At 53.9% G+C, this 26006-nt stretch carries 24 protein-coding genes and 3 tRNA genes; 13 read left to right on the top strand and 14 right to left on the bottom strand.

Going from position 1 to position 26006, the window contains the following annotated elements; all coding sequences use genetic code 11:
* Window positions 1-134: 134 nt before the first annotated feature.
* Genes RUDLU_RS0103670 through RUDLU_RS0103660 form a run of 3 tightly spaced genes read left to right on the top strand, consistent with a single transcriptional unit; the run spans window position 135 to window position 1878 of the window.
* Window positions 135-518 carry a hypothetical protein gene (locus RUDLU_RS0103670; protein WP_019986637.1) on the top strand — a complete coding sequence of 128 codons (384 nt, stop codon included), beginning with the start codon at window positions 135-137 and terminating at the stop codon, window positions 516-518.
* A gap of 11 nt (window positions 519-529) precedes the next feature.
* Window positions 530-1450, top strand: a complete 921-nt coding sequence (locus RUDLU_RS0103665; protein WP_019986996.1) for an IS3 family transposase — start codon at window positions 530-532, stop codon at window positions 1448-1450.
* Window positions 1451-1497: 47 nt separating this feature from the next.
* Window positions 1498-1878, top strand: a complete 381-nt coding sequence (locus tag RUDLU_RS0103660; protein WP_019986995.1) for a hypothetical protein — start codon at window positions 1498-1500, stop codon at window positions 1876-1878.
* Between the two features lie 323 nt (window positions 1879-2201).
* Here the strand turns inward: RUDLU_RS0103660 and RUDLU_RS0103655 are convergent.
* Window positions 2202-2283, bottom strand: a tRNA-Leu gene (locus tag RUDLU_RS0103655).
* Between the two features lie 289 nt (window positions 2284-2572).
* Between RUDLU_RS0103655 and RUDLU_RS0103650 the strand changes: the two genes are divergently transcribed.
* Window positions 2573-2986, top strand: a complete 414-nt coding sequence (locus tag RUDLU_RS0103650) for a DUF3127 domain-containing protein (RefSeq protein ID WP_019986994.1) — start codon at window positions 2573-2575, stop codon at window positions 2984-2986.
* Window positions 2987-3332: 346 nt separating this feature from the next.
* Here the strand turns inward: RUDLU_RS0103650 and RUDLU_RS29575 are convergent.
* Window positions 3333-3415, bottom strand: a tRNA-Lys gene (locus tag RUDLU_RS29575).
* A 52-nt stretch (window positions 3416-3467) separates the two neighbouring features.
* Window positions 3468-3543: transfer RNA gene (locus RUDLU_RS0103645), tRNA-Lys, on the bottom strand.
* A gap of 156 nt (window positions 3544-3699) precedes the next feature.
* Here RUDLU_RS0103645 and RUDLU_RS29140 point away from each other — a divergent pair.
* Complete coding sequence (locus RUDLU_RS29140) at window positions 3700-4347, top strand: SH3 domain-containing protein (RefSeq protein ID WP_157580082.1); 648 nt, start codon at window positions 3700-3702, stop codon at window positions 4345-4347.
* A gap of 31 nt (window positions 4348-4378) precedes the next feature.
* Here the strand turns inward: RUDLU_RS29140 and RUDLU_RS0103635 are convergent, their stop codons facing one another.
* Both RUDLU_RS0103635 and RUDLU_RS0103630 read right to left on the bottom strand, forming a co-directional pair.
* On the bottom strand, window positions 4379-5188 hold the full coding sequence (locus tag RUDLU_RS0103635) for an SDR family oxidoreductase (protein ID WP_019986992.1): 810 nt from the start codon (window positions 5186-5188) through the stop codon (window positions 4379-4381).
* A 62-nt stretch (window positions 5189-5250) separates the two neighbouring features.
* Window positions 5251-7509, bottom strand: a complete 2259-nt coding sequence (locus tag RUDLU_RS0103630; RefSeq protein ID WP_019986991.1) for a T9SS type B sorting domain-containing protein — start codon at window positions 7507-7509, stop codon at window positions 5251-5253.
* A gap of 66 nt (window positions 7510-7575) precedes the next feature.
* Here RUDLU_RS0103630 and rlmD point away from each other — a divergent pair, with 66 nt between their 5' ends.
* A complete protein-coding gene (rlmD, locus tag RUDLU_RS0103625; RefSeq protein ID WP_027302726.1) occupies window positions 7576-9033 on the top strand; it encodes a 23S rRNA (uracil(1939)-C(5))-methyltransferase RlmD in 1458 nt (485 codons plus the stop codon).
* A gap of 33 nt (window positions 9034-9066) precedes the next feature.
* A complete protein-coding gene (locus RUDLU_RS0103620; RefSeq protein ID WP_019986989.1) occupies window positions 9067-10014 on the top strand; it encodes a DNRLRE domain-containing protein in 948 nt (315 codons plus the stop codon).
* A gap of 93 nt (window positions 10015-10107) precedes the next feature.
* On the opposite strand, the gene dnaB is transcribed toward RUDLU_RS0103620, so the two are convergent.
* The 3 genes from dnaB to RUDLU_RS0103605 form a co-directional block, all read right to left on the bottom strand.
* A complete protein-coding gene (gene dnaB, locus RUDLU_RS0103615) occupies window positions 10108-11757 on the bottom strand; it encodes a replicative DNA helicase (RefSeq protein ID WP_019986988.1) in 1650 nt (549 codons plus the stop codon).
* 188 nt (window positions 11758-11945) lie between these two features.
* The gene (pyrE, locus tag RUDLU_RS0103610; RefSeq protein ID WP_019986987.1) at window positions 11946-12572 is read right to left on the bottom strand and encodes an orotate phosphoribosyltransferase; all 627 of its coding nucleotides are present in this window, start codon (window positions 12570-12572) and stop codon (window positions 11946-11948) included.
* 69 nt (window positions 12573-12641) lie between these two features.
* Window positions 12642-13931: a hemolysin family protein gene (locus tag RUDLU_RS0103605; protein WP_083940514.1), complete on the bottom strand. Its 1290-nt coding sequence runs from the start codon at window positions 13929-13931 to the stop codon at window positions 12642-12644.
* Between the two features lie 158 nt (window positions 13932-14089).
* Here RUDLU_RS0103605 and RUDLU_RS0103600 point away from each other — a divergent pair, with 158 nt between their 5' ends.
* Window positions 14090-14779: an NUDIX hydrolase gene (locus RUDLU_RS0103600; RefSeq protein ID WP_044129847.1), complete on the top strand. Its 690-nt coding sequence runs from the start codon at window positions 14090-14092 to the stop codon at window positions 14777-14779.
* 188 nt (window positions 14780-14967) lie between these two features.
* Here the strand turns inward: RUDLU_RS0103600 and coaD are convergent, their stop codons facing one another.
* The gene (gene coaD, locus RUDLU_RS0103595; RefSeq protein ID WP_027302725.1) at window positions 14968-15426 is read right to left on the bottom strand and encodes a pantetheine-phosphate adenylyltransferase; all 459 of its coding nucleotides are present in this window, start codon (window positions 15424-15426) and stop codon (window positions 14968-14970) included.
* 213 nt (window positions 15427-15639) lie between these two features.
* Here coaD and RUDLU_RS0103590 point away from each other — a divergent pair, with 213 nt between their 5' ends.
* Together RUDLU_RS0103590 and RUDLU_RS0103585 are read left to right on the top strand one after the other, a co-directional pair.
* The gene (locus RUDLU_RS0103590; RefSeq protein WP_044129839.1) at window positions 15640-16533 is read left to right on the top strand and encodes an inositol oxygenase family protein; all 894 of its coding nucleotides are present in this window, start codon (window positions 15640-15642) and stop codon (window positions 16531-16533) included.
* A 110-nt stretch (window positions 16534-16643) separates the two neighbouring features.
* Window positions 16644-20069: a PVC-type heme-binding CxxCH protein gene (locus RUDLU_RS0103585; protein ID WP_044129338.1), complete on the top strand. Its 3426-nt coding sequence runs from the start codon at window positions 16644-16646 to the stop codon at window positions 20067-20069.
* A gap of 210 nt (window positions 20070-20279) precedes the next feature.
* Here RUDLU_RS0103585 and RUDLU_RS0103580 read toward each other — a convergent pair whose 3' ends face one another.
* Window positions 20280-20957, bottom strand: a complete 678-nt coding sequence (locus tag RUDLU_RS0103580) for a DUF4142 domain-containing protein (RefSeq protein ID WP_019986981.1) — start codon at window positions 20955-20957, stop codon at window positions 20280-20282.
* A gap of 246 nt (window positions 20958-21203) precedes the next feature.
* Between RUDLU_RS0103580 and RUDLU_RS0103575 the strand changes: the two genes are divergently transcribed.
* Window positions 21204-21608: a hypothetical protein gene (locus RUDLU_RS0103575; protein ID WP_019986980.1), complete on the top strand. Its 405-nt coding sequence runs from the start codon at window positions 21204-21206 to the stop codon at window positions 21606-21608.
* A gap of 265 nt (window positions 21609-21873) precedes the next feature.
* Here RUDLU_RS0103575 and RUDLU_RS26870 read toward each other — a convergent pair whose 3' ends face one another.
* The 4 genes from RUDLU_RS26870 to RUDLU_RS0103555 all read right to left on the bottom strand — a co-directional run bounded on the left by RUDLU_RS26870 (window position 21874) and on the right by RUDLU_RS0103555 (window position 24463).
* Complete coding sequence (locus RUDLU_RS26870) at window positions 21874-22680, bottom strand: FRG domain-containing protein (RefSeq protein WP_019986979.1); 807 nt, start codon at window positions 22678-22680, stop codon at window positions 21874-21876.
* A gap of 134 nt (window positions 22681-22814) precedes the next feature.
* Entirely contained in the window at window positions 22815-23681 is an 867-nt protein-coding gene (locus RUDLU_RS0103565) for a manganese catalase family protein (RefSeq protein ID WP_019986978.1), read from the bottom strand.
* Window positions 23682-23701: 20 nt separating this feature from the next.
* Window positions 23702-24130: a hypothetical protein gene (locus tag RUDLU_RS0103560; RefSeq protein WP_019986977.1), complete on the bottom strand. Its 429-nt coding sequence runs from the start codon at window positions 24128-24130 to the stop codon at window positions 23702-23704.
* Between the two features lie 84 nt (window positions 24131-24214).
* Window positions 24215-24463, bottom strand: coding sequence for a hypothetical protein (locus tag RUDLU_RS0103555; RefSeq protein ID WP_157580081.1), 249 nt, complete (start codon window positions 24461-24463; stop codon window positions 24215-24217).
* Between the two features lie 255 nt (window positions 24464-24718).
* Between RUDLU_RS0103555 and RUDLU_RS0103550 the strand changes: the two genes are divergently transcribed.
* On the top strand, window positions 24719-25024 hold the full coding sequence (locus tag RUDLU_RS0103550) for a hypothetical protein (protein WP_157580080.1): 306 nt from the start codon (window positions 24719-24721) through the stop codon (window positions 25022-25024).
* A gap of 6 nt (window positions 25025-25030) precedes the next feature.
* Window positions 25031-25828, top strand: a complete 798-nt coding sequence (locus RUDLU_RS0103545; protein WP_019986974.1) for a hypothetical protein — start codon at window positions 25031-25033, stop codon at window positions 25826-25828.
* Window positions 25829-26006: the final 178 nt, after the last annotated feature.

Below are 26006 nucleotides of genomic sequence, written 5' to 3'. Positions count from 1 at the left end.
AATTTTGCTAATTCTGCCTATCGCATTTATGCTCGGTATGAGATTTTTCAATCCTTTCCGAACATTCGACATCTATCTCGTTTATTTTGCTGCCGGAATTGCCCTAAAATAGCTTGACATTCTCGTGTAATTCAATGAATATCAGCTTTCTAAAAAAAGTTAAAGATCAGCGAAAAACTGGCTTAGTCAAACGTCAGGTTATTGAACTATATCGTATGGGTAGCTTAACAGAACGTCAGGTTCTGGAAGCTGTTGGAATTTCCAGGACGATATTAAGGCGGTGGAATCGTTATTACCAACGGTATAAACAGCAACGACATATTGAGAACCTTAAAAAATACCGGCTTATGAAACCGAAGAACATCAATGAAGTGGCACTTCTAAAGCGCAAGATTGCTGATTTAGAGGGGCATAATAAAAAGCTCCAATTGGAGAATGAAGCATTAATCACTGTCATAGACTTGGCAGAAAGTCAGTTTAAGATACCGATTCGAAAAAAGTATGGTCCCAGGCAGTAACTCAACTTAGCATGCAACACCCACTGGTGAGTATGCGTGAACTCTGCGGTCTGTTTGGGAAAAGCCGCCAGGCTTGGTATGATGGGCAGAAGCAAGAAGATCAAACGACATTGGAGTATGAACTTCTTTTGGAGCAAGTACGTGCGATTCGTCATGATTTACCACGAATAGGTGCTGAAAAATTGCATTTAATGACAGCAGACTGGTGTCACCAACATGGTATAAAGATTGGTCGTGATCGGTTTACAGAGCTGTTGAAAGAACATAATCTGTTAGTGCCACGCCGAACGCGGAAAGTATCGACGACCATCTCGCACCATCAGTACTTCAAGTACTCAAATCTGGTCAAGGATGTAAAAGTCAATCGACCTAACCAGTTATGGGTAAGCGACATAACCTACATCCAAGTGGTAAATAGGTTTTCCTATTTAAGCTTGATCACGGATGCCTACTCCAAAAAAATAGTTGGTTGGGCCTTAAAACCTAATTTGGGGGTTGGTGGCCCCGTGGCAGCCTTGAGAATGGCCTTAGCTCAAAAAGGGACTAATGGGAAAAAAAAATTGATACACCATTCGGATCGGGGGATTCAGTACTGTTCCAAGCAATACACAAGTCTTTTGTTAGGGCATGATATTCTGATTAGTATGACGAGCCAAAATGAATCGAGTGAAAATCAGATTGCAGAGCGTGTCAACCGGACTATTAAAGAGGAGATTCTGGAAAATCGTGGCTTTCACTCTCATGATCATGCAGCAGCAGAAATCGAACGCGCTATCAAAGCGTATAATTTAGTTCGCCCCCACTCTAGTTGTGATTATCTAACTCCTGAGAAGGCGCATCTTCGAGAAGGTGAATTGCGCAAGAAATGGCGCTTATCAAATCGCCATCGTCAACGCAAAATACAAATCGAGGAGCTTGAAGAGATTAGTTGAAACCTGTCAAGTAAAAGCAGGGTAACTCCGATTTTTTTTTTGCACCTATGCGACTTCTGAAAATTGTAGGTATTGTTCTACTGTGCTGTATAGCCGATGGCATTGCTCGTAGTTTTATACCTGGCTGGGGAGGCAAAGGTGCTTGGTTTTACTATATACTGAAGATTCTAACCGTAGGTGATATTTTCTTTTACCTGATTTTTGTACTAGCATTTGAATTAATCAACTCCCGGCTAAATCGACAATCAGCAATACAATCTATTTTTATAAGCACTGCTCTGGCCGTAGTTTGTTTTCTGCTTTTCGGGCCAAGTCGCTTTTGGACTTTAGAACAGAAAACTATTATGGGATTTGCCTACGGAATGATAGGTATCCTGTACGGCTATCTGCATTACAAATGGGCATCTACAGTAAATGATGCTAATTGAATTTTATATTGATCTTCATAATTTGACCGGAGCTTACACAAAAAGAATAAGCTCTTAACACAAGTGTAGTTATATCGCTCAACTTCGGAAAGTATAAATTAACCTGTTTTTGATTGGTTGTACTATACAAAGTTGGTAGCTCTTTGCGAATACACTTGACCGTCACCCCATCAGGTTGGCGGTTTTTTCATGTCCTATTGTACCGGGGAAGTAAGTTTTCCTGCATTTTTTTACGGGGCTACGGCGAATTGAAACTTGCCATTTTTCTGCCCCCAGCAACACAAAAACGCCTGTAAGATCTTGTCTTACAGGCGTTTGAAGAGTGACCACGGGGAGACTCGAACTCCCATGCCGTGAAGCACCACCCCCTCAAGATGGCGTGTCTACCAGTTTCACCACGTGGCCATTTCCTTGAACTGGGTGCAAATATAGGGCAGTAGAATAGCTTTGTCAACCCGTAGATAGATAATTCACCCCAATGATCCTGCTAACAACTAGTTGCTTCCGGCCTTATAACTAGTTCGTAATCACGGGCTGGAGGGCTTATTTTAGGGGCAAAACGGGTCATAAAATTTGTCAAAAAAAGCCGAAAAATGACCAAAATTTTGTAATTTAGACCTTCATTTAAGCGCATACGGGCGGGGCTGGTCAGTTGGCTCAGCCTCTTACAAACCCGATTTTTGAATCAATCATTATGGCATTAGAATTAGTCGGTAAGCTGCACAAGTTGTTGCCGGAAGTAACGGGTCAGGGGCGGAACGGAGCCTGGAAAAAGCAGGAGTTTGTTATTGAAACAGCTGATTCGCAATTCCCCAAGATGGTGTGTCTGTCTATCTGGGGCGACAAAACAGACGATCTGAAGCAGTTCGCGCTGGGCGACACCCTCAAAGTGACCTTTAACGTGGAGTCCCGCGAATACAACGAGCGTTGGTACACCGAAGCTCGGGCGTGGCGCGTAGAACTCGACAATGGTAGTGCGGCTCCGGCAGCAGCGGGAGCACCTCGTCAGTCGTCGGGGGCGTCGGCTCCGCAGGCACGAGCGGCTTCGTCGCCGATGCCGTTCAGCAGCTCGTCATTCGATGAGGAAACCAACGATTTGCCGTTCTAAACAGATCCGATAGTTTACACACAGGGCCGATAGATAGTGGACGTACCGTTCTCAGTCTATCGGCCCTTTTGCGTGCTGTCGTGCACTGGATAAGAACGTGTGTGACGCCAAGACCCATACAGTAAACGTGTATTGTTCTGCTGGGTGTAGCAGAAGTTCATTACCGCAGCTTTACCAAAAAATATTCTGACAGGATTACAGGATAAACAGGATTTATTGAGTCCCAAGAAAATCCTGTTTATCCTGTAACCCTCCGGACCGCCGACCGGTCAGAAAAAGAAACTTGTCCTATACCCGGGATTGTCAAACTGGCTAAACATACGAAAGCCCCGAGGTCGGGGCTTCTTGGTGATCCGGCTGGGATTCGACCGGCAGCGGCCGACCGCCAGGACCCATACAGTAAACGTGTATTGCTCTACCAGCTAAACGCGGGGATTGTCAAACTGGCTAAACATACGAAAGCCCCGAGGTCGGGGCTTCTTGGTGATCCGGCTGGGATTCGAACCCAGGACCCATACATTAAAAGTGTATTGCTCTACCAGCTGAGCTACCAGATCGATTACTTTTGTATTTCAGTGGGCAATCGTGACTGCTTTCTGAAATCGTGGTGCAAAAGTATGCCCTTTATTTATTCAATGCAAGCCCCTACTCTCAAAAAAAGCCTATTTCTCGTTTTTTTTCTTTGTCAACTTGGGTTGACAAGCTGGAGCGCGGTGCCCTTACGAACGGCCGATTCGCTCTTTGCGCTGGGTCGTTTAGACGATGCCGTTCTGCTTTACGAAGCGGCATTAGCTGAGGGTCAGATGGCTACCGATCCGGTGCTGCTTAAACTGGCGTATGCCGCCGAGCGCAACAACGATCCGGCCCGGGTTCTTTTCTACCTGCAAATTTTTTTTGATCGTCACCCAAATGAATCCGTGCTGCGGAAGATGAATGAGGTGGCTCGCTCGAATGGGTTGATTGGTTATGAAACCGACGACCTCAATTATTTTTATTTATTCTACAAGCAGTACGGCATTTACCTGTTACTCTTTCTGCTTGGGCTGGGTATATACGTTTTTGTGATACTCGTGCTGAAAATGGCCCGCAAGGAATTTTCGCCCGCCCGGCACAAGTGGGTGGTACTTTTGTACCTGATTACGCTGCTTCTGTTTGTTAATCTACCCGAAGGTTACCGGTCGGGTATTACGAGCCGTGACCGCGTGTATCTGCGGCAACAACCTTCGGCGGCCGCGCCCGTGTCGGAGGTGATTGGGCGCGGCCATAAGGTGAATATTCTCGGCAGTGAGGATATCTGGCTTCGGATCTTCTGGAACGACCGGCTGTACTACGTCCGTAAAGATCAGGTTTGGCTTATTTAGAAGGGGCGTTGTAACGCAAAAGCTCCGCAGCCTACCGTTTCAGGGGAGAGTTCTTTTCTTTCGCCAGTGTGTTGTACACGAGGGTGTCGGTGAGTTTCGGGAAAAGTTTGTTCAGGAAAACGGTCAGTTTGCCCTGTGCTGTCAGAACAAGCTCGCGTTTCCGGTGTTTTACCGCGCGCAGAATATGGTCGGCACACTCTTCGGCACTCATCATTTTTTCTTCGTCGCGCACGGTCTCACCCGCTTCGTGCCCCGATGCATCGAGAGCGGCCGTTCGGATATTCGAGCTGGTAAAGCCTGGGCATGCTGTCAGCACGTGTACGCCCGAATGCAGTAACTCGGTGCGGAGAGCCTCCAGAAAGCCATTCATGGCAAATTTGGACGCCGAATAGCCCGCCCGGACAGGTAAGCCCCGATACCCCGCAATCGACGAAATGCCGACAATCGAACCTTTCGTTTTCAGGATGTGCGGTAGGGCGTAGCGGGTCGCGTACACGGTGCCCATATAATTGATGTCCATTACTTTGCGGAATACCTCGGGGTCGGCGTCGACAACCATCGAGCGCATGGTAATCCCGGCATTGTTGATCAGAACATCCAACCGGCCATAATGCGCTACGGCTTCATCAATCAGTTTGACGACATCGGCCTGCACGCTGACGTCGGCCGTGAGGGCGAGGTTGTCAATGCCTGCTTCGGTCAGTTCCTGACTGACAGCGGTCAGCGCATCGGCCTTGCGCGCACAAATCACGATGGAGGCTCCTTCTTTTCCGAACGCAAAGGCAAGCGCCCGCCCAATTCCGGACGAAGCGCCGGTGATCAGGACAACTTTTTGTTGCATAGAGTGGGTAACGTTAAACCGCAAAGATAGGCACTATGCCGCGTGATACCGGCTTTTACCCCCTACCTGTATAGGGTTACGGTGCCTTTCCACTGCTGTCGGGTGTACTTGATGAGATAGTAGTACACCCCCGGCGTTGTGTTGGCACCCGTCCAGCGGAAGTTGCGGTCTTTGGACCGATACACCACCTGTCCCCACCGATTGACAATCTCGACTGACTGGAACTGCTCGGAACAATTGTCGGCGGGCAGGTCGGCTACCGACCAGTAGTCATTGATGCCGTCGTTGTTGGGGGTAAATACGTTCGGAATATTCAGGGTGTAATCCACGGTCGGGTTTTTCAGACGAACGGTTACCGAGGTTGTATCGGCATGCTTGGGCTGGCAGCTCCGGTCGTCGGCCACAAAGTCAAACACGAAGGTAGCTTCCTCTTTGCCTTGCAGCAGCTCACAGGACGGTTGCCACAGGAAGCCCGATTGAAGAGAAGGCCGGCCAAACAAATCGCGCCAGTTGACGCCCAAATCGGCCATACTACCCCCACGAACGGTACCGGTGAGCCGGATGGAGTCGCGGTCGGGGTCATTGCCCAACACATCGAACTGAATGGACGAGCGGGTCTCATCGGCCGGATTCAGCGTCAGCTCAATGACCGGATTGGGCAGGCTGGTGCGGATGGTGGGCGGTTGGCTGGGCAGGCCCACGGCCGTCAGGTCGACGGTGACGGTATCGCGGAGGGTACGGTTGCATCGAGTTTTCGTTACCACAAAATCGACCAGGTATTTGCCGCGTGTGGCCTGCGTGCAGCTCGGACGCCAGACGAACGGCTGGGTAATGCGCCCTGTGCCCGAGCCAGTGGCAAAATTCATGTTGGCCGATGCCAGCGTAAACCCCCGCCCAATGGCCTGTACGGATACAATGTCGTTGTCCTGATCAGTGCCGACCACGTTGAACGAAAGTGAACCGCCTACGGTCACCTGAGCCTTGTCTTGCGGGAGCGTGGTAACCACCCGTGGCCGGTTGATGGGCGCGGCAATAACGTTGAGCTGAACCAGCAGGGTATCGGTCAGGCCCTGCGGGCAACTTTCATCGGTAGCCCGAATCGCGAGCGTTACCCGACCGCTCACCCCGTTGGTGAGGCAGCGACCAAAGCAGAACTCGGCCCTGACGGTATCGGTGCTTGTACGGGTGGTGACGATGTTGGGGGTAAGCGAGAGGCCCGGCAGGGTGCCGCTGGCGTTGGTAATCGTGATGCGCTGGTTGGGGTTAGGGTCAGTCAGGAACAGCGTGAGGCAGTTTTGGTCGGCTTCGCTGATGGTCAGTACCGTGCCACGCTTGTAATAGTCTTTCGCGCCCTGTGGTTTCATCAGAATCCGGGGTGGGTCGTTGGGTGGGCAGTCGACCACTTGCAGCTGAAAATCGCGCCGGACCTGCCCAATCCGCACCGGAGCTCGACCGGCTGTTCGGCGGTATTCCTCTACCAATACCGAGAAAACGTACAGTCCCGGTGTATTAGCCACAACGGTAAGTAGGCCCGTGCGTGGATCGACGCGGAGGGGTTGCGTTCCCGGAATAGCATTGGTGGCCGACAGGCCCGGTGCCCAACTGACAAGCGGGTAGGGGCCTCCACGTACACTATTGCTCTGGCTGGGGTCGGGTACGGTGGCTGTACTGAAGCCGTTGAGGGGCGTAGCCATCGAATACACAAGGCTGTCGCCGTCGGTATCGCGGGCGCTGAAATCAAAGCTAAACGGCCGATTGGTGCAGATGTAGTCGCCTTTGGCAACACCGAACGAAGGCGTGGAGTTGACAAACGGCCGACTGTTCTGCCAGGGTGCAGCAAATTCGAGCCAGAACGTAGAACCCGCCCCTCCCGGATTGATAATATTCGCGATCGAGTTGTTGCGACAGCACCGTTCCCAAACCATGTAGTATCCTTCAGGATCGCTGAAGTTGTTGGTGAACGTCACATCGATACTGTATCGGAGCAATCTGGTACGCAGGTTGCCGATGGCGCAGGCCGCGTTGGTGTAATTGACAAACGTATCGCCCACGAGTGGCAGGGCTACGCGCCCTTCAAGTCCGTTGTCGCGTTTCCGAAAAACATACACGAACACAGTCGGATCGACGGCCCCCCGGTTTCCGTTGATATCGTCGAAATAAAGGTTCATGTTGATGCGGTGCGAGAACGTGCTGGAAGCCCCCAGATACTGGAGTTCCAGTTCACCGCCCACGATGTGAGTAGCCCGTGCGGTAGTCCAGCTTAGCAGGAACAGGACGGCGATAAGTAGCTTAGAACGAGTCTGTTGGTAAAAAGTGGGCATGAGTAAACGTTTTCCAATCTGCACAGGTCCAAAATGTGGGTTAATTTAGCATTTTATTCAGGTATTATGCGAAGAAGGAGTCATAAAGCACCCCAACGGTTGGAAGGCGTACAAATTGATGCGGTAGCTGCCGAAGGGAAGTGCTTAGTGCGTACCCCAGAGGGGATAATTTTTGTGGAAGCCGGGCCGGGCCATCCGGCAGTGGCTCCGGGCGATGTGGTCGATCTGCGCATTGTTAATGTGAAAAAACAGTACCGTGAGGCTGTTGCCGAGCGGATTCATTCGTATTCGGCCGTCCGGGCTGAGCCGTTCTGCGAACACTTTGGCACCTGCGGAGGCTGCAAATGGCAACACATTCGGTACGAAGAGCAACTGGCGTTTAAGCAACAACAGGTCGTTGATCACCTTACGCGGATCGGGAAGGTTGCGTTGCCGTCTATTCGGCCAATTATGCCGGCCGACGTACGGCAGTATTACCGGAACAAACTTGAATTTACCATTGCCGAAGGGCGCTGGATGACGCAGGCCGAGGTAACCTCCGACGAACGCATCGATCAGCGGGTGGTGGGCTTTCACATTCCGCGCCGGTTCGATAAGGTGCTGCCCATTCGGCATTGCTACCTACAGCCGGACCCTTCCAATGCAATTCGGTTGGCGGTTTCGGAATACATGCACGCGCACAATCTGGCCGCGTATAACCTCAAAACCCACGTTGGCTACCTTCGTACGCTCATTATCCGCACGGCCGAATCGACGGGACAGGTGATGGTGACCATGCAGGTAGCGCAGGATAACCCCGATCGGCTGGCGCACCTGCTCGATTATCTGCTCGAACAGTTTCCGCAGATTACGTCGCTCAACTACATCATCAATACCAAAAAGAACGACACCTACGGCGACCTGGAGGTGATAAACTATGCGGGTACGCCCTACATTGAAGAGCAGATGAACGATGGCCACAGTGCCGACGGAAGCCCGCTGACATTTCGGGTGGCGCCCAAGTCGTTCTATCAGACCAATGCCGGTCAGGCGTTTAATCTATACAAAGTTGCCCGCGAATGGGCTGGGCTAACCGGTCAGGAGCTGGTGTATGACCTGTACACCGGTACCGGCACCATTGCGTTATTTGTGGCCCGGCAGGCCCGGCAGGTGGTGGGGGTTGAGTACGTCGAAGATGCGGTGAAAGATGCCCGTGTGAATGCGCAGGTCAATGGAATCACGAATGTGAATTTCCACGCGGGCGATATGAAAGAGTTGCTCACTGACGCCTTCATGGATCAACACGGCCACCCCGATGTGGTCATTACTGATCCGCCCCGGGCAGGCATGGATGAGGCTGTTACCCGGCAGTTACTCAAGGCTGCGCCCAAGCGTATTGTGTACGTGAGCTGTAATACGGCAACGCAGGCTCGTGACCTGGCTATTCTGGACGAAGCGTATCAGGTAAGTAATGTGCAACCGGTTGATATGTTTCCGCACACGCACCACGTCGAAAATGTAGTTTTGCTGACGCGCCGGGCCTAATTTTAACCATACCATGTAACCCCTTGAGTCTTTATGAAACAACATGTACGCACGCAGCGATGGATCGGGCTGATACTGCTACTTTGGGGGCAGTCGGTCGGGGTTAGTTTCGGGCAGGCCGGTATTCCCGACCCCACCTCGCCGGGGGGCTCAACGGCACCGGCCGGAGCAACTGTACCCGGTAGCTCGACCGCTACGGGCTGGCTAAGACTCAATGGTCGGATAGGCATTAATAACTCCGACCCCCGGTCGAGCCTGCACGTAAGCGCGGGCGATGTGTACATCGACAACATTGGTTCGGGGGTAATTATGCGGTCGCCCAACGGGTACTGCTGGCGTGTAACGGTCGACAACACAGGCAACTTCGTTCGAACCCGGATTGCCTGCCCCGGTGAACCAGCACTGGCCTCTGAGATGCTGACGCTTCAGCCCGCAACCGGCGAAGGGCAGGACGCGTTTACGTCGACCTACAGTACTACAGCTGTTACCGGGGCTGGGTACGGCATGGCGGTAGGGGCCTGGACTACAGACGGAACACCACTTACCTACCAAAGCTATCTGCGATTCAATCTATCCGCTATTCCAGCAACGGCGCGTATCGACAGTGCGTTTCTGAGACTGACCTATTACGATATTCCCTGGTTTGCGCCATCGCCTAACACCGGCAACAATCCGGTGTATCTGCAGCGTGTGACCTCGGCCTGGGATCAGACCACATTGAATTACGCTACACGCCCAACGAGCACAACCGCCGGACAGATAGCCGTTCCGTCGGCTGAGTCGCAACCGGGCGTGTATCAGAAGCTTGATGTGAAAAGTCAGGTGGCGTCTATGGTCGCCAATCCGGCCACTAATTTTGGGTGGCTACTGCGTTTGCAGGATGAGTCGCCCGCGCCCCCGTACCGCGCTTTGCAGTTCTGTACAAGTGAGCATCCAACCCCCGCCAACCGGCCACGGCTGGTGGTATATTACAGTTTATAGGAAAAAGGATAAGGGGGAAAGGCGAAGGGGGCTAATGCATGTGATAAACATACGTTAGCCCCCTTTGCCTTTTTACCTGTTGCCTTCTCCTGATTAAAACGGCGTCTGCTGATTGGGGTCGGCGTTGCCAAAGTTTGATAAATCGTTGGCGCGGCTGCGTAAAGTGCCTCCCGTGGGCGGGATTGGGGGCATACCGCCGGGGCCTGATGGGCCTACGGGGGGGAACCCACCAACGGGGCCACTGTCGAAGCTACTCAGACCCGTTACATTGCTTGGGAAACCTTGTCCTTGCGGTACCGGATCGAAATACGTATCGAGGTCGCAGAATTTGGTGAAACGGTTGACGAACCGGAGCTGAATGGTGTCGAGTGAGCCCGAACGGTTTTTCGCCACAATCACCTCACCGATGCCGGCCGTAGAGTTACCGGCTTCATCCTGCGTAATGTTATAATACTCAGGCCGGTAGAGGAACATAACCATGTCGGCGTCTTGCTCGATAGAACCCGATTCCCGAAGGTCAGACAGCTGTGGTTTTTTGTCGCCACCCCGGGTTTCAACGGCCCGGCTCAGCTGTGAAAGGGCAATTACGGGGACATTCAACTCTTTCGCCAGGTTTTTCAACGCCCGCGAAATCGATGCAATTTCCTGTTCACGGTTGCTGCCCTTGCTATTATCGCCCTGCATCAGCTGGAGGTAGTCAATCACGACCATCTGAATATCGTGCTGAGCTTTCAGACGGCGGCACTTGGCGCGTAGTTCCAGAATCGACAGGGCGGGGGTATCGTCAATGAAAATTGGGGCCTCCGTCAGTCGCTGAATTTTATGGTGAAGCTGGGTCCATTCGTGCGGAGCCAGGTTTCCTTTCTTAATTTTTTCACTGTCAATTTCTGCTTCGGCCGAAATCAAACGATTAACCAGCTGCACGGCCGACATCTCCAATGAGAAAATAGCAACCGGCTGCCCAAAATCGACGGCGGCATTTCGGAGTGCTGACACAACGAATGCAGTTTTCCCCATAGCCGGTCGGGCAGCTAGGATAACCAATTCGGTCGGTTGCCAACCGGAGGTAAGCCGGTCGAGCGCGCTGAAACCCGACGGAATGCCGGTCAAACCATCCTTATTGTTTTTCTTGATTTCCAGCTCGTTGAGGGCCTGCCGAACAATGGTGCCCATGTCGGCGTAGTTTTTCTTGATGTTCGACTCCGAAATCCGAAACAGCGACTGTTCGGTTTGGTCGAGCAACTGAAAAACATCCGTGGTATCTTCGTAGGCGTCGCGCAGGATGGTGGAGGCCATGGTAATCATAGCCCGCTTGAGCGAATGCTCCGAAATAACCCGCGAGTGGTACTCAATATTGGCTGCTGAGTTGACTTTGATGGTCAGCTCAGAAACATAACCCGCTCCCCCCACAAACTCCAGCTCGCCCGTTTTGCGGAGCTGCTGGGTTACCGTGAGCAGATCGATGGGTTCTGAATTCTGAAATAAGTTCAGAATGGCGTTGTAGATACGCTGGTGGGCTTCTTTATAGAAACTCTCCGGCTTCAGAATGTCAATAACTGCCGAGAGGGCATCCTTCTCAATCATGAGGGCTCCCAGTACAGCCATTTCGAGGTCGGTAGCCTGCGGAGGGAGTTTGCCCAACCCGGTGTCGAGCCGGTCTAACCACCCATTGCCTGATTGTGAGCGGGTTCCGCCAAAGCCAGGGTTTTTTCGTAAGTGCTGATTGGGTCGTGCGTTTTCCATGATTAACACAATGTTACGCAATGTTTGGGGTCAAAGGCAACTCCCCCGGCGGATAAAAAAGGAGACTTTATCGTACGTTGCCCGCTAACGTGCTGGTAATAAAAGAACTCCCCCGAAGCGGCTGTCCATTAAAATCGGCTAAAGGACAGGGGCTCCGGGGGCGTTATGAAAAGGGAAACTCGGTTGGGTCAACGACCCCAGCTGCCGGGGTCTTCACGCCAGGCACCGAGCGAGCTTAATTGCTCGGCCTGTACATAGTCCATTCGTTGGGCTTCTTCGATCAGGGCCGAATAGTCGCTCAGGCATACAAGCGGAACGTTGGCGTTACGGAAATTTTCGTCGGCCAACGGAAAGCCATACGTAAAAATAGCGGCCATCCCCAGCACGTCGGCACCAGCTTGCCGGAGGGCCTCCACCACCTTGAGCGAGCTGCCGCCCGTCGAAATCAGGTCTTCAATCACAACAACCCGTTGCCCGGCCTCAAACCGCCCTTCAATCTGGTTGCCCATCCCGTGTTTTTTGGGCTCCGGCCGTACATAACAATACGGCAGATTGAGCACATCCGCTACGAGCGCCCCCTGCGCGATACCTGCCGTAGCCACGCCCGCAATGATGTCGGCCGCCGGGAAATTCTGCCGGATCGCATCGGCTAAGGCGTTTTTGATAAACGTACGGACCTCGGGGTACGAAAGTGTTACCCGGTTGTCGCAGTAAATGGGCGATAGCCAGCCTGAACTCCAGGTAAACGGTTCCTCGGGCCGTAGTTTCACGGCTTTCACTTCCAGCAGATGCCGGGCAATTTGGGAATTGATCATGGGAAATCGGAGAGTTGTTAGCCGTCGGCGAAACCGCCCGGAAGCGGCTCGTGTAGCCCGGCAGCCGGTTTATTCGTCGTCGACGCGGGTAACCAGAATCTTGTCGATCCGGCTCTTATCCATGTCGATAATCTCGAATCGGTAGTCCTGCCAGCTGAAGGTTTCGCCCGTTTTCGGAATGTCTTTCAGAATATGCAAAGCAAAGCCACCGAGGGTATCGAAGCCGGTCAGGTCGCGCCGTTTCTGTTCCGACACGTTGATGTCGAAGTGGTTCAGAAAATCGTCGAACGGAAGTTGAGCGTCGATCAGGAAACTGCCGTCGGCCCGCTCGCTGATTTCGTAATTAAACTCGCTCGTTTCCGAAATATCACCCACCAGGGCGTCGATAATGTCGTTGAGGGTCACCATGCCCAGTACCCCACCGTACTCATCCACAATAATACCGACATACTGCCGCCGTTCGCGGAAGCGTTCGAGTACCTGATAGGCCCGGTTGTTTTCAGGAATAAACAGCACCTCGCGGCTGATGGCTTCGAGGTTATTTATTTCGGTGTTGAGGTCTTTGCCGAGTAAGTCTTTCGACGCAACCAACCCGACTACTTCATCGACCGAACCGTTGCAGAGGGGGTAGGTAGAGTGTTTGTACGTCGTGATTTTTTCGATGTTCTCCTCGGGCTCAGCCTCCAGATCGAGGTACACGATTTCCTGCCGGTTGGTCATGAGCGACGTAATCCGCCGATCGCCGAGCTGAAACACGTTCTGCACAATTTCCTGCTCAATTTCTTCGATGACCCCACCCGTGGTACCTTCCTGAATCAGGCTTTTGATTTCTTCTTCCGTAACGGCGCTTTCGTTGGGTTTGATGCCCATCAGTTTGATCAGACCGTCGCTGGAAACGCTCAGCAAACCAATAAACGGTGAGGTGACGCGCGACAGCACGTTCATGGGCCCAACCATGGTTTTTGCAATGCCTTCGGGGTTAGAGAGGCCAATCCGTTTGGGCACCAATTCGCCCAGTACCAGCGAAAGGTAGGTGAGCCCCAACAGCACCAACGCGACCGCAATAGGCCGAGAGTAGGCCCCTATGTAAGGGAACTGGGCCACAAAGTTCTGGACGTCGGTAGTGAGCTGGTCACCACTAAAAATACCGAGTAAAATGCCAATAAGGGTGATACCGATCTGAACGGTCGATAAGAAACGGTTGGGCGAGTTGGCCAGATCGAGGGCTGCCTGGGCGCGTCGATCGCCGTTTTTGGCACTGGTTTCGAGTTTAGCTTTCCGGGACGATACCAGGGCAATTTCTGACATAGAAAAAACGCCGTTAAGTATCGTCAGTAAGAGGATTATAAGAATTTCCACAAAGGGAGTTAATTGGCCTGTTGCAAAAATAGCAATTGTCGGCTCAACGCAAACAAAAGCGCTTTTTTCTAATTTTGTTCATCAAACCGAACGGGCAACAGAGGCAAAGCCGCCCTGTGCCGTCAGAAATGGTTTTTCACGGAACACGTCTGCATGAGATGATTGTATTTATCGACGACCGCCCGATTCGGTTCATCAACACAAAGAAAGCCAACCGCTTAGACGACCTGACCCACTACGATCAGATCGTGGACGCCCGGCTTGAAATCCTGAAAGATGACGCCCTGAAAGGCCATCTGCTGGTGCTTAATGTAGCCCCGACGATGGTCGAGAAAGTGGTGACTCTGATGCAAACCGCCGATGTGAGCGATCTGCAATCGATCACGCTCATCTGCAAGGATAAAGAAGCCTGCGAAGAGCGGTTTGCGAGCCTTTTCAAGGTTGTCAAGGCCGCAGGAGGGGTGGTTTTTAAGAACGATCAGATGCTGCTGATGTTCCGCCGGGGAGTATGGGACCTGCCCAAAGGCAAACTGGACGACGGCGAGTCGTCGCGTGAGGGGGCGGCCCGCGAGGTGGAAGAAGAAACCGGGGTCGTGGTGGCTATCGAAGATAAAATCTGCACCACCTACCACACCTACACGGACAACGGAAGCCGGATTCTGAAACGAACCAAATGGTATCGAATGCGGCTGGTAGACGACAGTCGCATGGCCCCGCAGGAAGACGAAGACATTGAAAAACTGGCCTGGCTCGACCGGAAGCAGGCTTTGGTAGCCCTAACCAATTCGTTTAGCTCGATTCGTTACGTGATCGATCAGGTGTATCAGGCTACGGTAAATACGCGGTAAGTCGGGTGTTCATAAACAGTGAAGCCGGGCGGAAGATCTTCCGCCCGGCTTCGCTGTTTATACTAATGTATAATGCATAATGTAGAATTTATGGATAATTGACTAATATTCAATGTGTTGAAAAAGTATGTTGCTTGCTCTACATTAATCATTATACATTCCACATTATCCATTAGCTACATTCTCAGTTACTGATCGAGTTTGTAGGGTACAAAGGCATCCACATTTTTGCCGTAGCGGTGCAGATCCCGGATAATGCTCGAACTGATAGGAGCGAGGTGGGGCGATGTGATCAGAAAGACCGTTTCGACGTCTTCGTACACATATCGGTTTACCTGCGAAATGCTGTTTTCATACTCAAAATCCGTGGTGTTGCGCAAGCCTCGGAGTAGAAATTTGGCCCCGGCCTCGCGGGCCACGTTGGCCGTCAGGCCGTCGTACGGTAAAACCGACACCGAGGGATAATCGCGAAACGTTTGCTCAATAAAGCGGACCATATCATCGAGCGGAAAATACCGTTGCTTATTGGCATTCCGGCCAATGCCGATAATAATCTGGTCGAAGAGGTTCAGGCCGCGCAGAACAATGTCTTCGTGGCCTTTGGTAAATGGATCAAAGGAGCCGGGAAAAAGGGCAATTCGCGCCATGTTGTGAAACGTAAGAAAGCCAGCGCCTGTAGGCCCCGGCAATTGAACAGGCGAAGTAGCGAATAAAATCGTTACGACCAGTAACAGCGAGGCCGTTCGGGAGTGGGTAATAGGCAAATTTACTCGGCGTAAAGCCGCCAACGTGGAAACAGGGGCAAGGTAAGAATGCAATAATTTCCTACATTGGGCCAAAATTTTAAAAACGTTGCCCCCATGAATCAGCAACCCGTATTAACTGAGCAGGAACGGAATCCGCTGGCTTCCCTCGAAGAGTGGGAAGACGACCTGTTGGCCCGGTACCCCGAAACACCGGCCTCAGTGAATCCAGAGCACAAAACCAAAGAAGAATACCGGAACTACGAGGCTCCGGCCCGTGATACCGTTCGGGAGTTTTACCGGCTCAACCACCGCTATCAGACGTTCGATTTCGTGCGTGAGAAGCGGGAGGAGTTCTTGGCGTTCAACAAAAAAGAGATGACCGTTTGGGGCGTTGCCGAATTTCTGAACACGCTCGTCGACGACTCCGATCCCGATACCGACCTCGATCAGCTTCAGCACCTGCTGCAAACCTCGGAGGCTATCCGCGCCGACGGACATCCCGATTGGTTTGTGCTGACGGGCTTCCTGCACGACATGGGCAAGGTGCTTTGCCTGTTTGGTGAGCCGCAGTGGGCTGTAGTAGGCGATACGTTCCCGGTGGGTTGCGCGCATTCCGACAAGATTGTGTACTCTGAGTTTTTTGCCGAAAACCCCGACAGCCAAAATGAGCAGTACAACACCAAGTACGGTGTGTACGAGCCTAACTGTGGCCTTCGGAACGTACACATGTCGTGGGGCCACGATGAGTATCTGTACCACATGACGAAGGACTACCTGCCTGAGCCGGCCCTGTACATGATTCGGTACCACTCGTTCTACGCACAGCACCGCGAAAACGCGTACAATCACCTGCTCGATGACCACGACCATGAGATGTTCAAGTGGGTGCGGGCCTTCAATCCGTACGACTTGTACTCGAAGAGCCCCAAGCCGCCGGTTGTGAGCGAGCTGAAGCCTTACTATGAGGATTTGATTGCTAAATACCTGCCCGCAACGGTACGTTTATAGTAGAACTTACCCCTATTGGACATTGGATAGTGGGTGTTGGAAGGCAAAGGCATACTCCGTACGCTTTTGTCTCCGGCGCCCGGTATTCAATGTCCAATTTTTTTTGCCCAATGGCTCCGAAACGTTCTCTCCAAACTCCGATACTCGGGCTGGCTACGCTGGCTCTGGTGGTGGTGTCCTGCGTTAAAATGATGCCTGGCAGGGCCGCCAACGATACCGCCCTTATTGTGCGGGAAGACCCCGCCGAAGGCCGTCAGAAAGCGAAAGACATCCGCGAAAAAACAGCCCTGACCGTAGCCGATGGGCTTCAGGTTTCGCTGTGGGCCTCCGACTCCCTCGCGCCCGACCCGGTGGCTATGTCGATTGATGATCAGGGGCGCGTGTACCTGACCCGGACCAACCGGCAGAAAAACTCCGAATTTGATATTCGGGGGCATCGCAACTGGATGACCCCCTCTATTGGCTTGCAGACCGTAGAAGACCGTCGGCAGTTTCTGCGCAGCACCTTCGCCCCCGAAAAAAGCAAAGAGAACGAGTGGCTGAAAGACCTCAACGGCGATGGCAGTCACGATTGGCGCGACCTGAAAGTGGAGAAAGAGGAAATCTGGCGCCTGGAGGATACCGACAACGACGGAATCGCTGATAAGTCGATGCGGATTCTGAACGACTTCTTCGATGAGGTGTCTGACATTGCGGGCGGCTTGCTTGTCCGGGCCGAAGACGTGTTCGTAGCCATGGCCCCCGACATGTGGCGGCTCCGTGATACCAATGGCGATGGCGTTCTCGATCATAAAACCTCCATTAGCACGGGCTATGGCGTACACATCGGGTTCAGCGGGCACAACATGTCGAACCCGATTGAAGGGCCGGACGGGAAAATCTATTGGAACATGGGCGACATCGGGGCCAACATCACCACGGCCGAAGGCGTCAATCATAAGCGTTCTAACGAGGGGATCATTGCCCGCTCGAATCCCGATGGTACTGATTTTGAAGTGTTTGCGGGTGGGTTGCGCAACACACACGAGTTTGTGTTCGATGAATACGGTAACCTCATCAGCTCCGACAACGACGGTGACCACCCCGGCGAAAGCGAGCGACTCGTCCACGTGGTCGACGGGTCCGATGCTGGCTGGCGTTCCAACTGGCAATACGGCAAATACACCGATCCCAAAAACAACAGCTACAAAGTCTGGATGGACGAGAAGCTGTTCAAGCCCCGGTGGGACGGGCAGGCGGCTTACATTATTCCGCCCATCATGAACTTCCATAATGGCCCCACGGGCATGGTGTATAACCCCGGTACGGCCTTGGGATCGGCCTGGAAAAATAAGTTCTTCCTGGTAGAGTTTGTGGGTAACCCGGCCCGTTCGCCGATCTGGGCCTTTGGCCTGAAGCCAAAAGGGGCGTCGTTTGAACTGGATGGCGAGCAAAAAGTGCTGACAGGATTGCTGCCCACCGGCATTCGGTTCGGGCCGGACGGTGCCCTGTACGTGGCCGACTGGATTAACGGTTGGGATACCAAAAACTACGGCCGGGTCTGGAAACTCGACGTGACCGAAGAACGCAACGACCTGAAAGCCCAACGCGCTGAAACGAAGCGGCTGATGCAGATGGCCTACGCGACCCAAACGCCCGAAGCCCTGTACGATTTGCTGATGTATCCCGACATGCGGATTCGGCAGAAAGCCCAGTTTGAACTCGTAAACCGGGGCGCTGCGGGGGCGGCTCAGTTGCAAAAAGCAACGGCCCAAACGGCCAATCAACTGGCGCGGGTTCATGGCGTTTGGGGAATCGGCCAACTGGCGCGTAAAAACAAAGCCGATGGTAAGCCGCTGCTGGCGTTGCTGCGCGACGCTGACCCCGAAATTGTGGCACAGGCCGCTAAAGTGATTGGTGATGCGGACATGAGTGAAGCTACCGCGCAACTGATCGGGCTGCTGAAAAGCAATACCCCACGGGTGCAGTTCTACAGCGCACAGGCCCTCGGCCGCATTCGTGATCAGAGCGCCGTCGGGCCATTGCTCGATATGCTCAAAGCCAACAACGACGAAGATGTGTACCTGCGCCATGCGGCCGTAATGGCGCTGTCGCGGATTGGGCAGGTAGAGCCGATGGTCGCTTTGGCCAATAGCCCTGATAAATCGTTGCGGCTGGCTGCTGTGCTGGTACTGCGCCGGTTGAAAAACGAAAAAGTGGCCCTGTTCCTGAACGACCGCGACGAGTACATCGTGACCGAAGCGGCCCGCGCTATCAACGACGATGAGTCGATTCCAGGTGCCTTGCCTGCCCTGGCTGCAACGCTGGGCAACACCCGCTTCACCTCGGAGCCCTTACTCCGGCGTGCCATTAACGCTTGCCTGCGGGTGGGTGGTAACGCGCAAATTGACGGATTAGTCTCGTTTGCGAATCGCAAAGATGTGAATAAAGCCCTCCGGGCCGAAGCCCTGGCAACGTTGGGTAGCTGGTCGAATCCATCGGTAATGGACCGCGTGGATGGCCGGTACCGGGGAGCGCTCAACCGCGATGCAGCTCCGGTACGGGCGGCTTTGCAGGCGAGCCTGAACACCCTGTTGCAAGATGCTGAGCCGAGCATTGTGGTGGCTACCGCGCAGATGATCAGCGGACTGGGACTGACCAATGCCACGGCACAATTGGCTACCTTGCTGAGTCAGGGCGGATCGGCCGAGGTGCGGTCGGCGGCCCTCACGGCTTTGGGTAATTTGCGGTACGCGGGCATGGAGTCGGCTATTAAGCAGGGCATGACCGATGCCGACGCCGATGTGCGTACGGTGGCCCTCGGCCTCATGCGTGGGCAGGACTTGTCGGCGGCAACGTTGGCCGAAGTGTCGAAACCGATTTTCGAAAAAGGCACGGTGAAAGAGCAGCAGCAGTTGCTTCAGGTGTTGGGCACCATGCCTGCAGCCCGTACGGAGTCGATTTTGGCTGGGCTGATTGACAAACTGGCGTCGAAATCGTTGTCACCGAGCCTGGCGCTTGAATTGGGCGAAGCGGTCGATTCGAGCCGATCGGCCCCGTTAATTGCCAAACTGGCCCCGTTCCGCACGGTGGGGACCACCACGGCCGATTACACAGATGCCTTGTTTGGCGGTAATGCGCTTCTGGGGCGTCGGTATTTCATGACCAACTCGACCGGGCAGTGTGTGCGCTGCCATGCCATCAACGGGCAAGGGGGCGAGGTAGGCCCCTCGCTTACCCGCATTGGCGAACAACTGAGCCGCGAGCAACTGTTGCAGGCTCTGATCGAGCCGAGCGCCCGTCTGTCGCCTGGGTACGGGAGTGTGATGCTGACCCTATCCGACGGGCAGACCGTGAATGGCGTGCTGACGGCGGAAAACGAACGCGAACTGGTGCTTAAAACTACCGACGCTGAGCCGCTCAAGATTGCGGTGTCGCGAATTACGAAGCGCGAAAATATGCCGTCGAGTATGCCGCCCATGGGCTACATCATGTCGAAGCGCGAAATCCGTGACATGGTTGAGTTTCTGGCCAGTCTGAAACGGCAGGAGAAGTAAGGGGGTGGATACTGTAAAATGCATGATGAACAGTTGAGTTAACAATTGATAGTCGACTTTTTCATTGTCCATTCTACACTTTACATTATCCATTTAATTCAGCCTACGTACTTAATAGCAAGGGGGCCACGACATAATGCCGTGGCCCCCTTGCTTTGGATGACGTACCTGTTTCCGAAAAAGAGGTCGGTATGGGGCAAATCGCTACAGTTACCGGTTCGACGAACCGCCACTGCCCAGTTTACTCAGAATATCCTGCGATACCTTCAGGTGGTTTTTGACGAGCGGATGAGCGGCCATTTCGAGGCTTTTCAGGCTGGCGTCCGATGCCTGACTCCGTACCATATCCATCACTTTATCGAGCTTCTGGTGGCCGTTGACCCCGCTCTCGCGTACATACGCCATGTCGAATTGTGTACCGGCGGCTGTACCTTCCATCTGAGCAATCATGGCCTGGGCTTCGCTGTCGGGAGCTGTCGGCAGCGTAACGCCTTTAGCTGCGGCAATCTCTTTCAACTTGGCGGCTAACCCGGTTTGTTCCTCTACTTCGGCGCGGGCCAACTCGCGTACTTCGGGGTTGGTAGCTTTTTCGGCCGCAACTTTACTGACAGCCAATTGCACCATACCCCCTTTGGCTACCTCCATCATCAGCTTACTGTCGGCGTCGGAAAGTTTCGCGCTCGACGGACGAACCCCCGAGACGTCGGCGGCTCCTTTCTTGTTCATGCGGTCGAATTCGGCCTTGCTTTCGCGGCCCACCATGGTGCCCGTTGAAGCGGTTGTGCCACCCGTATTCATGCCCGAATTTTGTTGGGCCATGGCGCCTGACGACAGGGTCAGAGCGGTCAGTACGCTTAGGCTCAACGCCCATTGTTGCGAAGTTTTCATGCGCGTTTTAAATAACGTTAGTAATTAATATAAAATCTATCAAGTATATATATAATAACTTGTTCTGTCTGGTTGTTCTCCGTTGTGCCGGATTTTAATACGCTTGTTGTTCGACCTCGTAAAAACAAGGCCAACCGACCCGATGAGGCCACTTTAGAGCAACACCATCCTCAAAAAAAATAAGCATTCGGTCCCCAAATGACGTTGTTAGAATAGGTGCATCAACCATGCAACGTACTCAACACGATGAAAAGCAGACTTCTTTTAGCCGCGTTGTGCCTGTTTGGCATAACGGCCCGCGCCCAAACCAAACCAGCCACGACCACACCACCCGCTGTTGTGTCGCTGATTGAAGGCATTACCGACAAGCAATTTATGCCCGACACGGCCTTTGTAGCCCTGTCGAAGCAAGACGAAGCCCAACTGGCCAGAGAGCCCGTGGCCAACTGGGGCCTCGCGCAGGAGTCGGGTGGGAATATGACGTACTACAACCTCGTCATCGGGACACTGTCGTACCAGCTGGTGATTACCCGTCCGCCAAAATCGGCGTATCCGATAGCGACCCTACTGCGGTACAGTACACCCAAATCGAAACCTGAACCGCTGGCGCGGGGTACCCTGCGACCGGTAGAGGCAGGAAAGCCAAAGTAAACCGCTCCCGATTTGTTAATTTTTCGCATTGGCTGCAACAGGGCCGAGATGGCCTCCGTATTGGGGAGTAGGTAGTCCGGAGTGCAAGACTTCGGGTAGGCCGACCCTGTCCGCAAAACGAGGTGAGCATATCCGAGTGTGGGTGTTCAGGCCTAATACAGCAATCAAGGCGATTTTAGAGAGTGACCCGGATGGTGGTCACTCTCTTTTGTTTGTACGCTGCTCAAGTGAAATTAATAATGGGACTTGCCGCCAGATGCGTCAACTATGCCTGGGTAGGCGGGTTGGGGAGTATGGGTTGTACGTATTGTCGACGCAACCACCGACTGAGACCATCGAGTCCGGGGAAAAGCACCCGTTCGTTGATGTTGGCCTGATCGAGTTTATCCCGGATTTCCCACTTCAACTCGTTGGCCACGGTAATCTTCCGGTACACATCGGGCCGTTGTTCGAGCCAGCTTTTCATGCTGATCGTCGGGTTCGAAATGACCGAGAACAGGGCGTACTGGTTTACAATCCGGTCGTCGATAGAGGGTGGCTCAAAAAACAGGGCAAAGGGGTGCTCACTACGGGCGTCGAACTCCCGCAGCGAATGAATTGGACTGAGCATATCGATTGTAAACACATCGGCTCCTTCGTCTTCGAGCAATCCACTCAGGGCGGCCGGGAGGTAGCTATGCACTTTTTTGTAGTCAAGGCACCAGATAATGCCATCGGAATGGTAGCGCTCGGTATTGGCCGTAACGAAATGAAGGGCCACGTAGGGTGAAAAGGTCCAGTCCATCAGGCGGGTGGGCAGCCCGTGGTGCTGGGCCACTGAGAGCCAGTACCAGAGCGAGTCGCGTTCAACTACATCGCGCAGGGCGTATTTTTTGAAATTCCGTAGCAGGTGCCCCTCAATGCGGGCGCAGTCTTGCCCCATACGCATGAGCGAGGTGTCGAGCACAAACGACTCGTCGGGTAGGCCCCGGAATGCAAAGGGGGGCCTGAACCGGCGGAGCGATGGCATCCAGGCATCTTCATAGAGTAGCTCCATGAGCTGGCTCCAGGTGGTAGCGCGTATCGAATTCATGGGGAGAACAAAAAGGTATCGGTGGTACAAGCCGGCTTTGCCAGAAATAGAGATGAGTTTACGAAAAAGCGGCTACAAGCCCAACGCGACTGTATCGCGTTGGGCTTGTAGCCAGGAAAGTAGGTACCGGAACTCTAAGCTTTTTCGTGCCCCGAACCCTGCATCTGTTCGGTTTGGGCGTGCCCCTGCGGGATCGGTGGGGCCAACTGGGGCTCCTGTCCGAGTGGTTGCGCCTTTATTTCGCGGAACGTGCCGCGCCCATCGAGCGAGGGACCGTGGGTCCAGCGCCGGTTGGTACCAGCCGACGGTTGCTCGGGGTCGATGTTGGTGTTTACAAACGCATAGCTGAACTCCTGCACTTCCTGCGCCTGCGGGAAGCTGTTCGGAATGGGCAGCACTTTATATAGGTTGCCTTGTCCAAGCTCTTCCAGTACGGCCAGCCACTGCTGCTGGTGCATGGTGTCGCGGGCGATCAGAAACGCCAGCATATCTTTCATGCCCGCATCGTCGGTCATCTCGTACAGGCGCGTGGCCAGGGTGCGCCCGGTGGCCTCGGCCGTTACGTTGGCGAGCATATCCGACGCCATATTGCCCGAACTCACCACCCACGAGCCGTTGAACGGCACCCCGTTGGCATCGGAGGCCAAAGCCCCCAAACCACCCGACAGGTAGTGGCGTGGGTCGCCCCCGCCCACAATTTTCTCCATGAGTGGGTCATTCCCCACAATCGTGTCGATCACACTGCTGGAGGCACCTTCGAGGTTGAGGCAAACAGCTGTAGCCAGCATTTCGATATGGGCTATTTCTTCGGTACCGGTATCGAGGAGCATATCCCGGTATCGCACCGGCCCGCGTGCGTTCCAGGCCTGAAACAGGTACTGCAAACACACCCGGATTTCGCCTTCAATACCGCCGATGGCCTGTTGCAAGGCGCGGGCAAACTGCGGGTTCGGTTTGTCGACCCGTACTTTGTACTGGAGTTTCTTATCGTGATAGAACATGCTTACGTCGGTTAAAAAGGTTACTGATTGCCCGTGCGTGAGCCTGACGTAGTGTTACTGTTGCCTGAGCCTGAGCTACCCGTTCCTGAGCCGCTGTTGCCGTTGTTGGTGGCTTTGGTGTTGGTTCGGCGTGTCTTGGTCGTTTGACTCCGGCGATTCATCTGGCCTTGCCCCGATGTGCTGCCCGACTGACTGCGTACGTCAGTGCCGCCCGTGGTGCCGCCTGTAGTACCCGTACCCACATTGGCGTTGTTGGTTTGCCCGGTGTTGCCTCCCGAAGTGGCACCGGAGCTGGACTGGCGGGTGCTGCTACCCGATGATTGGCTGCTGGTACCGGAGCCCGATTGCCGGGTCGAGCCCCCCGAAGCGGCTCCGTTGTTCGCCTGCGCGTTTGCGTTGGTGGCGGCTACTGCCATAAGCAGTGCTGCGGCCATGATTACCTTTTTCATGCGTTGAATTGGTTTATGCCGTTGCCAGTCGACAACTCTTTGTAAAGTCCCAATTCGCCGGATGAGTCTGCCTTCGGGCTGTAACTAGTGAGAAAACGGTTCTGGGGCATGAGCAGGTCGGGGGCGTTCCGAAGCCAGAATGACCGTACCGTTTTCGAGCAGATAAGGCTGCTGTGGGTGGGGGCGCATCTTGGCCCTGCGGACTTTTTTACGCTTCCGTTCGGGGCGGAGGTCGCCCGCCCGACGCATGGGGTCGTGGGTGATGTAGGTAAGCAAAATGGCCGCCAGCAAAAGCAAAGGCAGCAGATACATCAATGGGATCTGGGTTTCCATAACGAATAGGTTGAGTGAAGTTTTGGCCAGTATATTGCCAGAACCGTCGGGTCGGGCAAACAGGCTCATTAATACAACGCCCGCACCCTGCTTCGCTGTTGCTAAATATAGGAAACGGTCCGTTGGGGCCGTTCCCTTACTTCTGGCGAAGTAGCGGGTCGTACTTCGCGCGGTTTCGGGTTGGAAACTGTATCGGCCCGCTCACATCAGCGCCGAGAGGATAACGTTTACTCAACCAACCTGAAAAACACCTGTATGACTATGCAACCCCGGCTCTGGCGGTCGCCCGATAGCGATGCCGCCGACCAACCGGTCCCGGTGTACTCGCCCGAAAATAGTGCCGGTCTCAATCAAACCCGTACCCACGATGCGCCCGTGACCAGCAGCCCGGGCGAAACGCCGTACACGGGGAGTCACGCCCCGGATTATAACTCCGAAACGGAAGCCGACCAACCCGGACCGAGTGGCGAAAACAGCAAAGCCCCCGCCCAACAGGGGGGTGGTCTCTGGACAAGTGGAGGAGCCGTAACGACTGGCACTCCGTATCACGACGAAGACTAATCTGCTATGAAACGAACACGCCTGATTCTGCTTTGTATTTTGCCCCTGTGCGGGCTTAGTGCCTGTTTTTTCGGTGATCAAAGCACCACGACCGATGCGGCCAATGATGCCGCGGGCACGGGCGATCCGCACGAGGCCCGTGAGGTCTCGGGGGTTTGGCTCCTGAGCACCGACTACAACTACGACCAACGGTGCAATTACCTGCCGGTTGAGTTTGTTCGTAACCTCTTTAAACTGGGCGAATCGGTCGAACTCGAAAAGTACGATATGCTCAACGGCTGCGAGGTGCGCTGGGGGGGCGAAAAAGTGACTTTTTCGTTTGAGAAAGACTCGCCTTACGAGTCTACGTTTCAGTCGGAATACGCGTTTGACCGGTTATTTCAGCCCCAACGTGTGGCCGAACGCGACTCTGCTGCCCTGACGCTCGGTGTGAAAGAGGGTTCGTACCACGGCCCAAATCCGGAGGGTACAGCCGCCGAACGGCCCGAATCCGGTATTCGGCCGGGTGGGGGGGTAGGCGACGCGTCAGCGGATAACGATTCCTCGAATCACCCGTCGCCTAACCTGACTCCCGCCATGACAAAACTCGTAACCCCAGCTCAGAATACGCCCACAGGGGTGGCACTCAACGGCGTGGGCGACAAAGCCATTTGGGAGCCGCGTAAGCGTACCCTGCACGTGCTCTACCTCAATCATATCATGCACGTAACGGCCCCTGTTCGGATGAACGAGCGCGTGGCTCGCGAGGGTGCCGTGAATCTGGCTACCGCCATACTGGGCCGATTGAACAACAAAGAAGCCTGAGGCTAAGGAGCGGCCCTGCCGACCATCCCCTAACCCCCCTCCTGAAAAGCAGGATGGGGAATGAAACGTCTACTTCGAGCCATTAGCGAGCTGGTAAAAGGCTCATAATTTGGCTTGTAAGATTCCCCCTCCTGAAAAACAGGAGAGGGTAAGGGGGTAAAAATTCAAGAACAATAAA

The sequence above is a fragment of the Rudanella lutea DSM 19387 genome, from assembly GCF_000383955.1.
GTDB lineage: Bacteria > Bacteroidota > Bacteroidia > Cytophagales > Spirosomataceae > Rudanella > Rudanella lutea.
The sequence above is the reverse complement of the archived record's forward strand: the minus strand, read 5'-3'. Positions and strand labels throughout refer to the sequence as shown.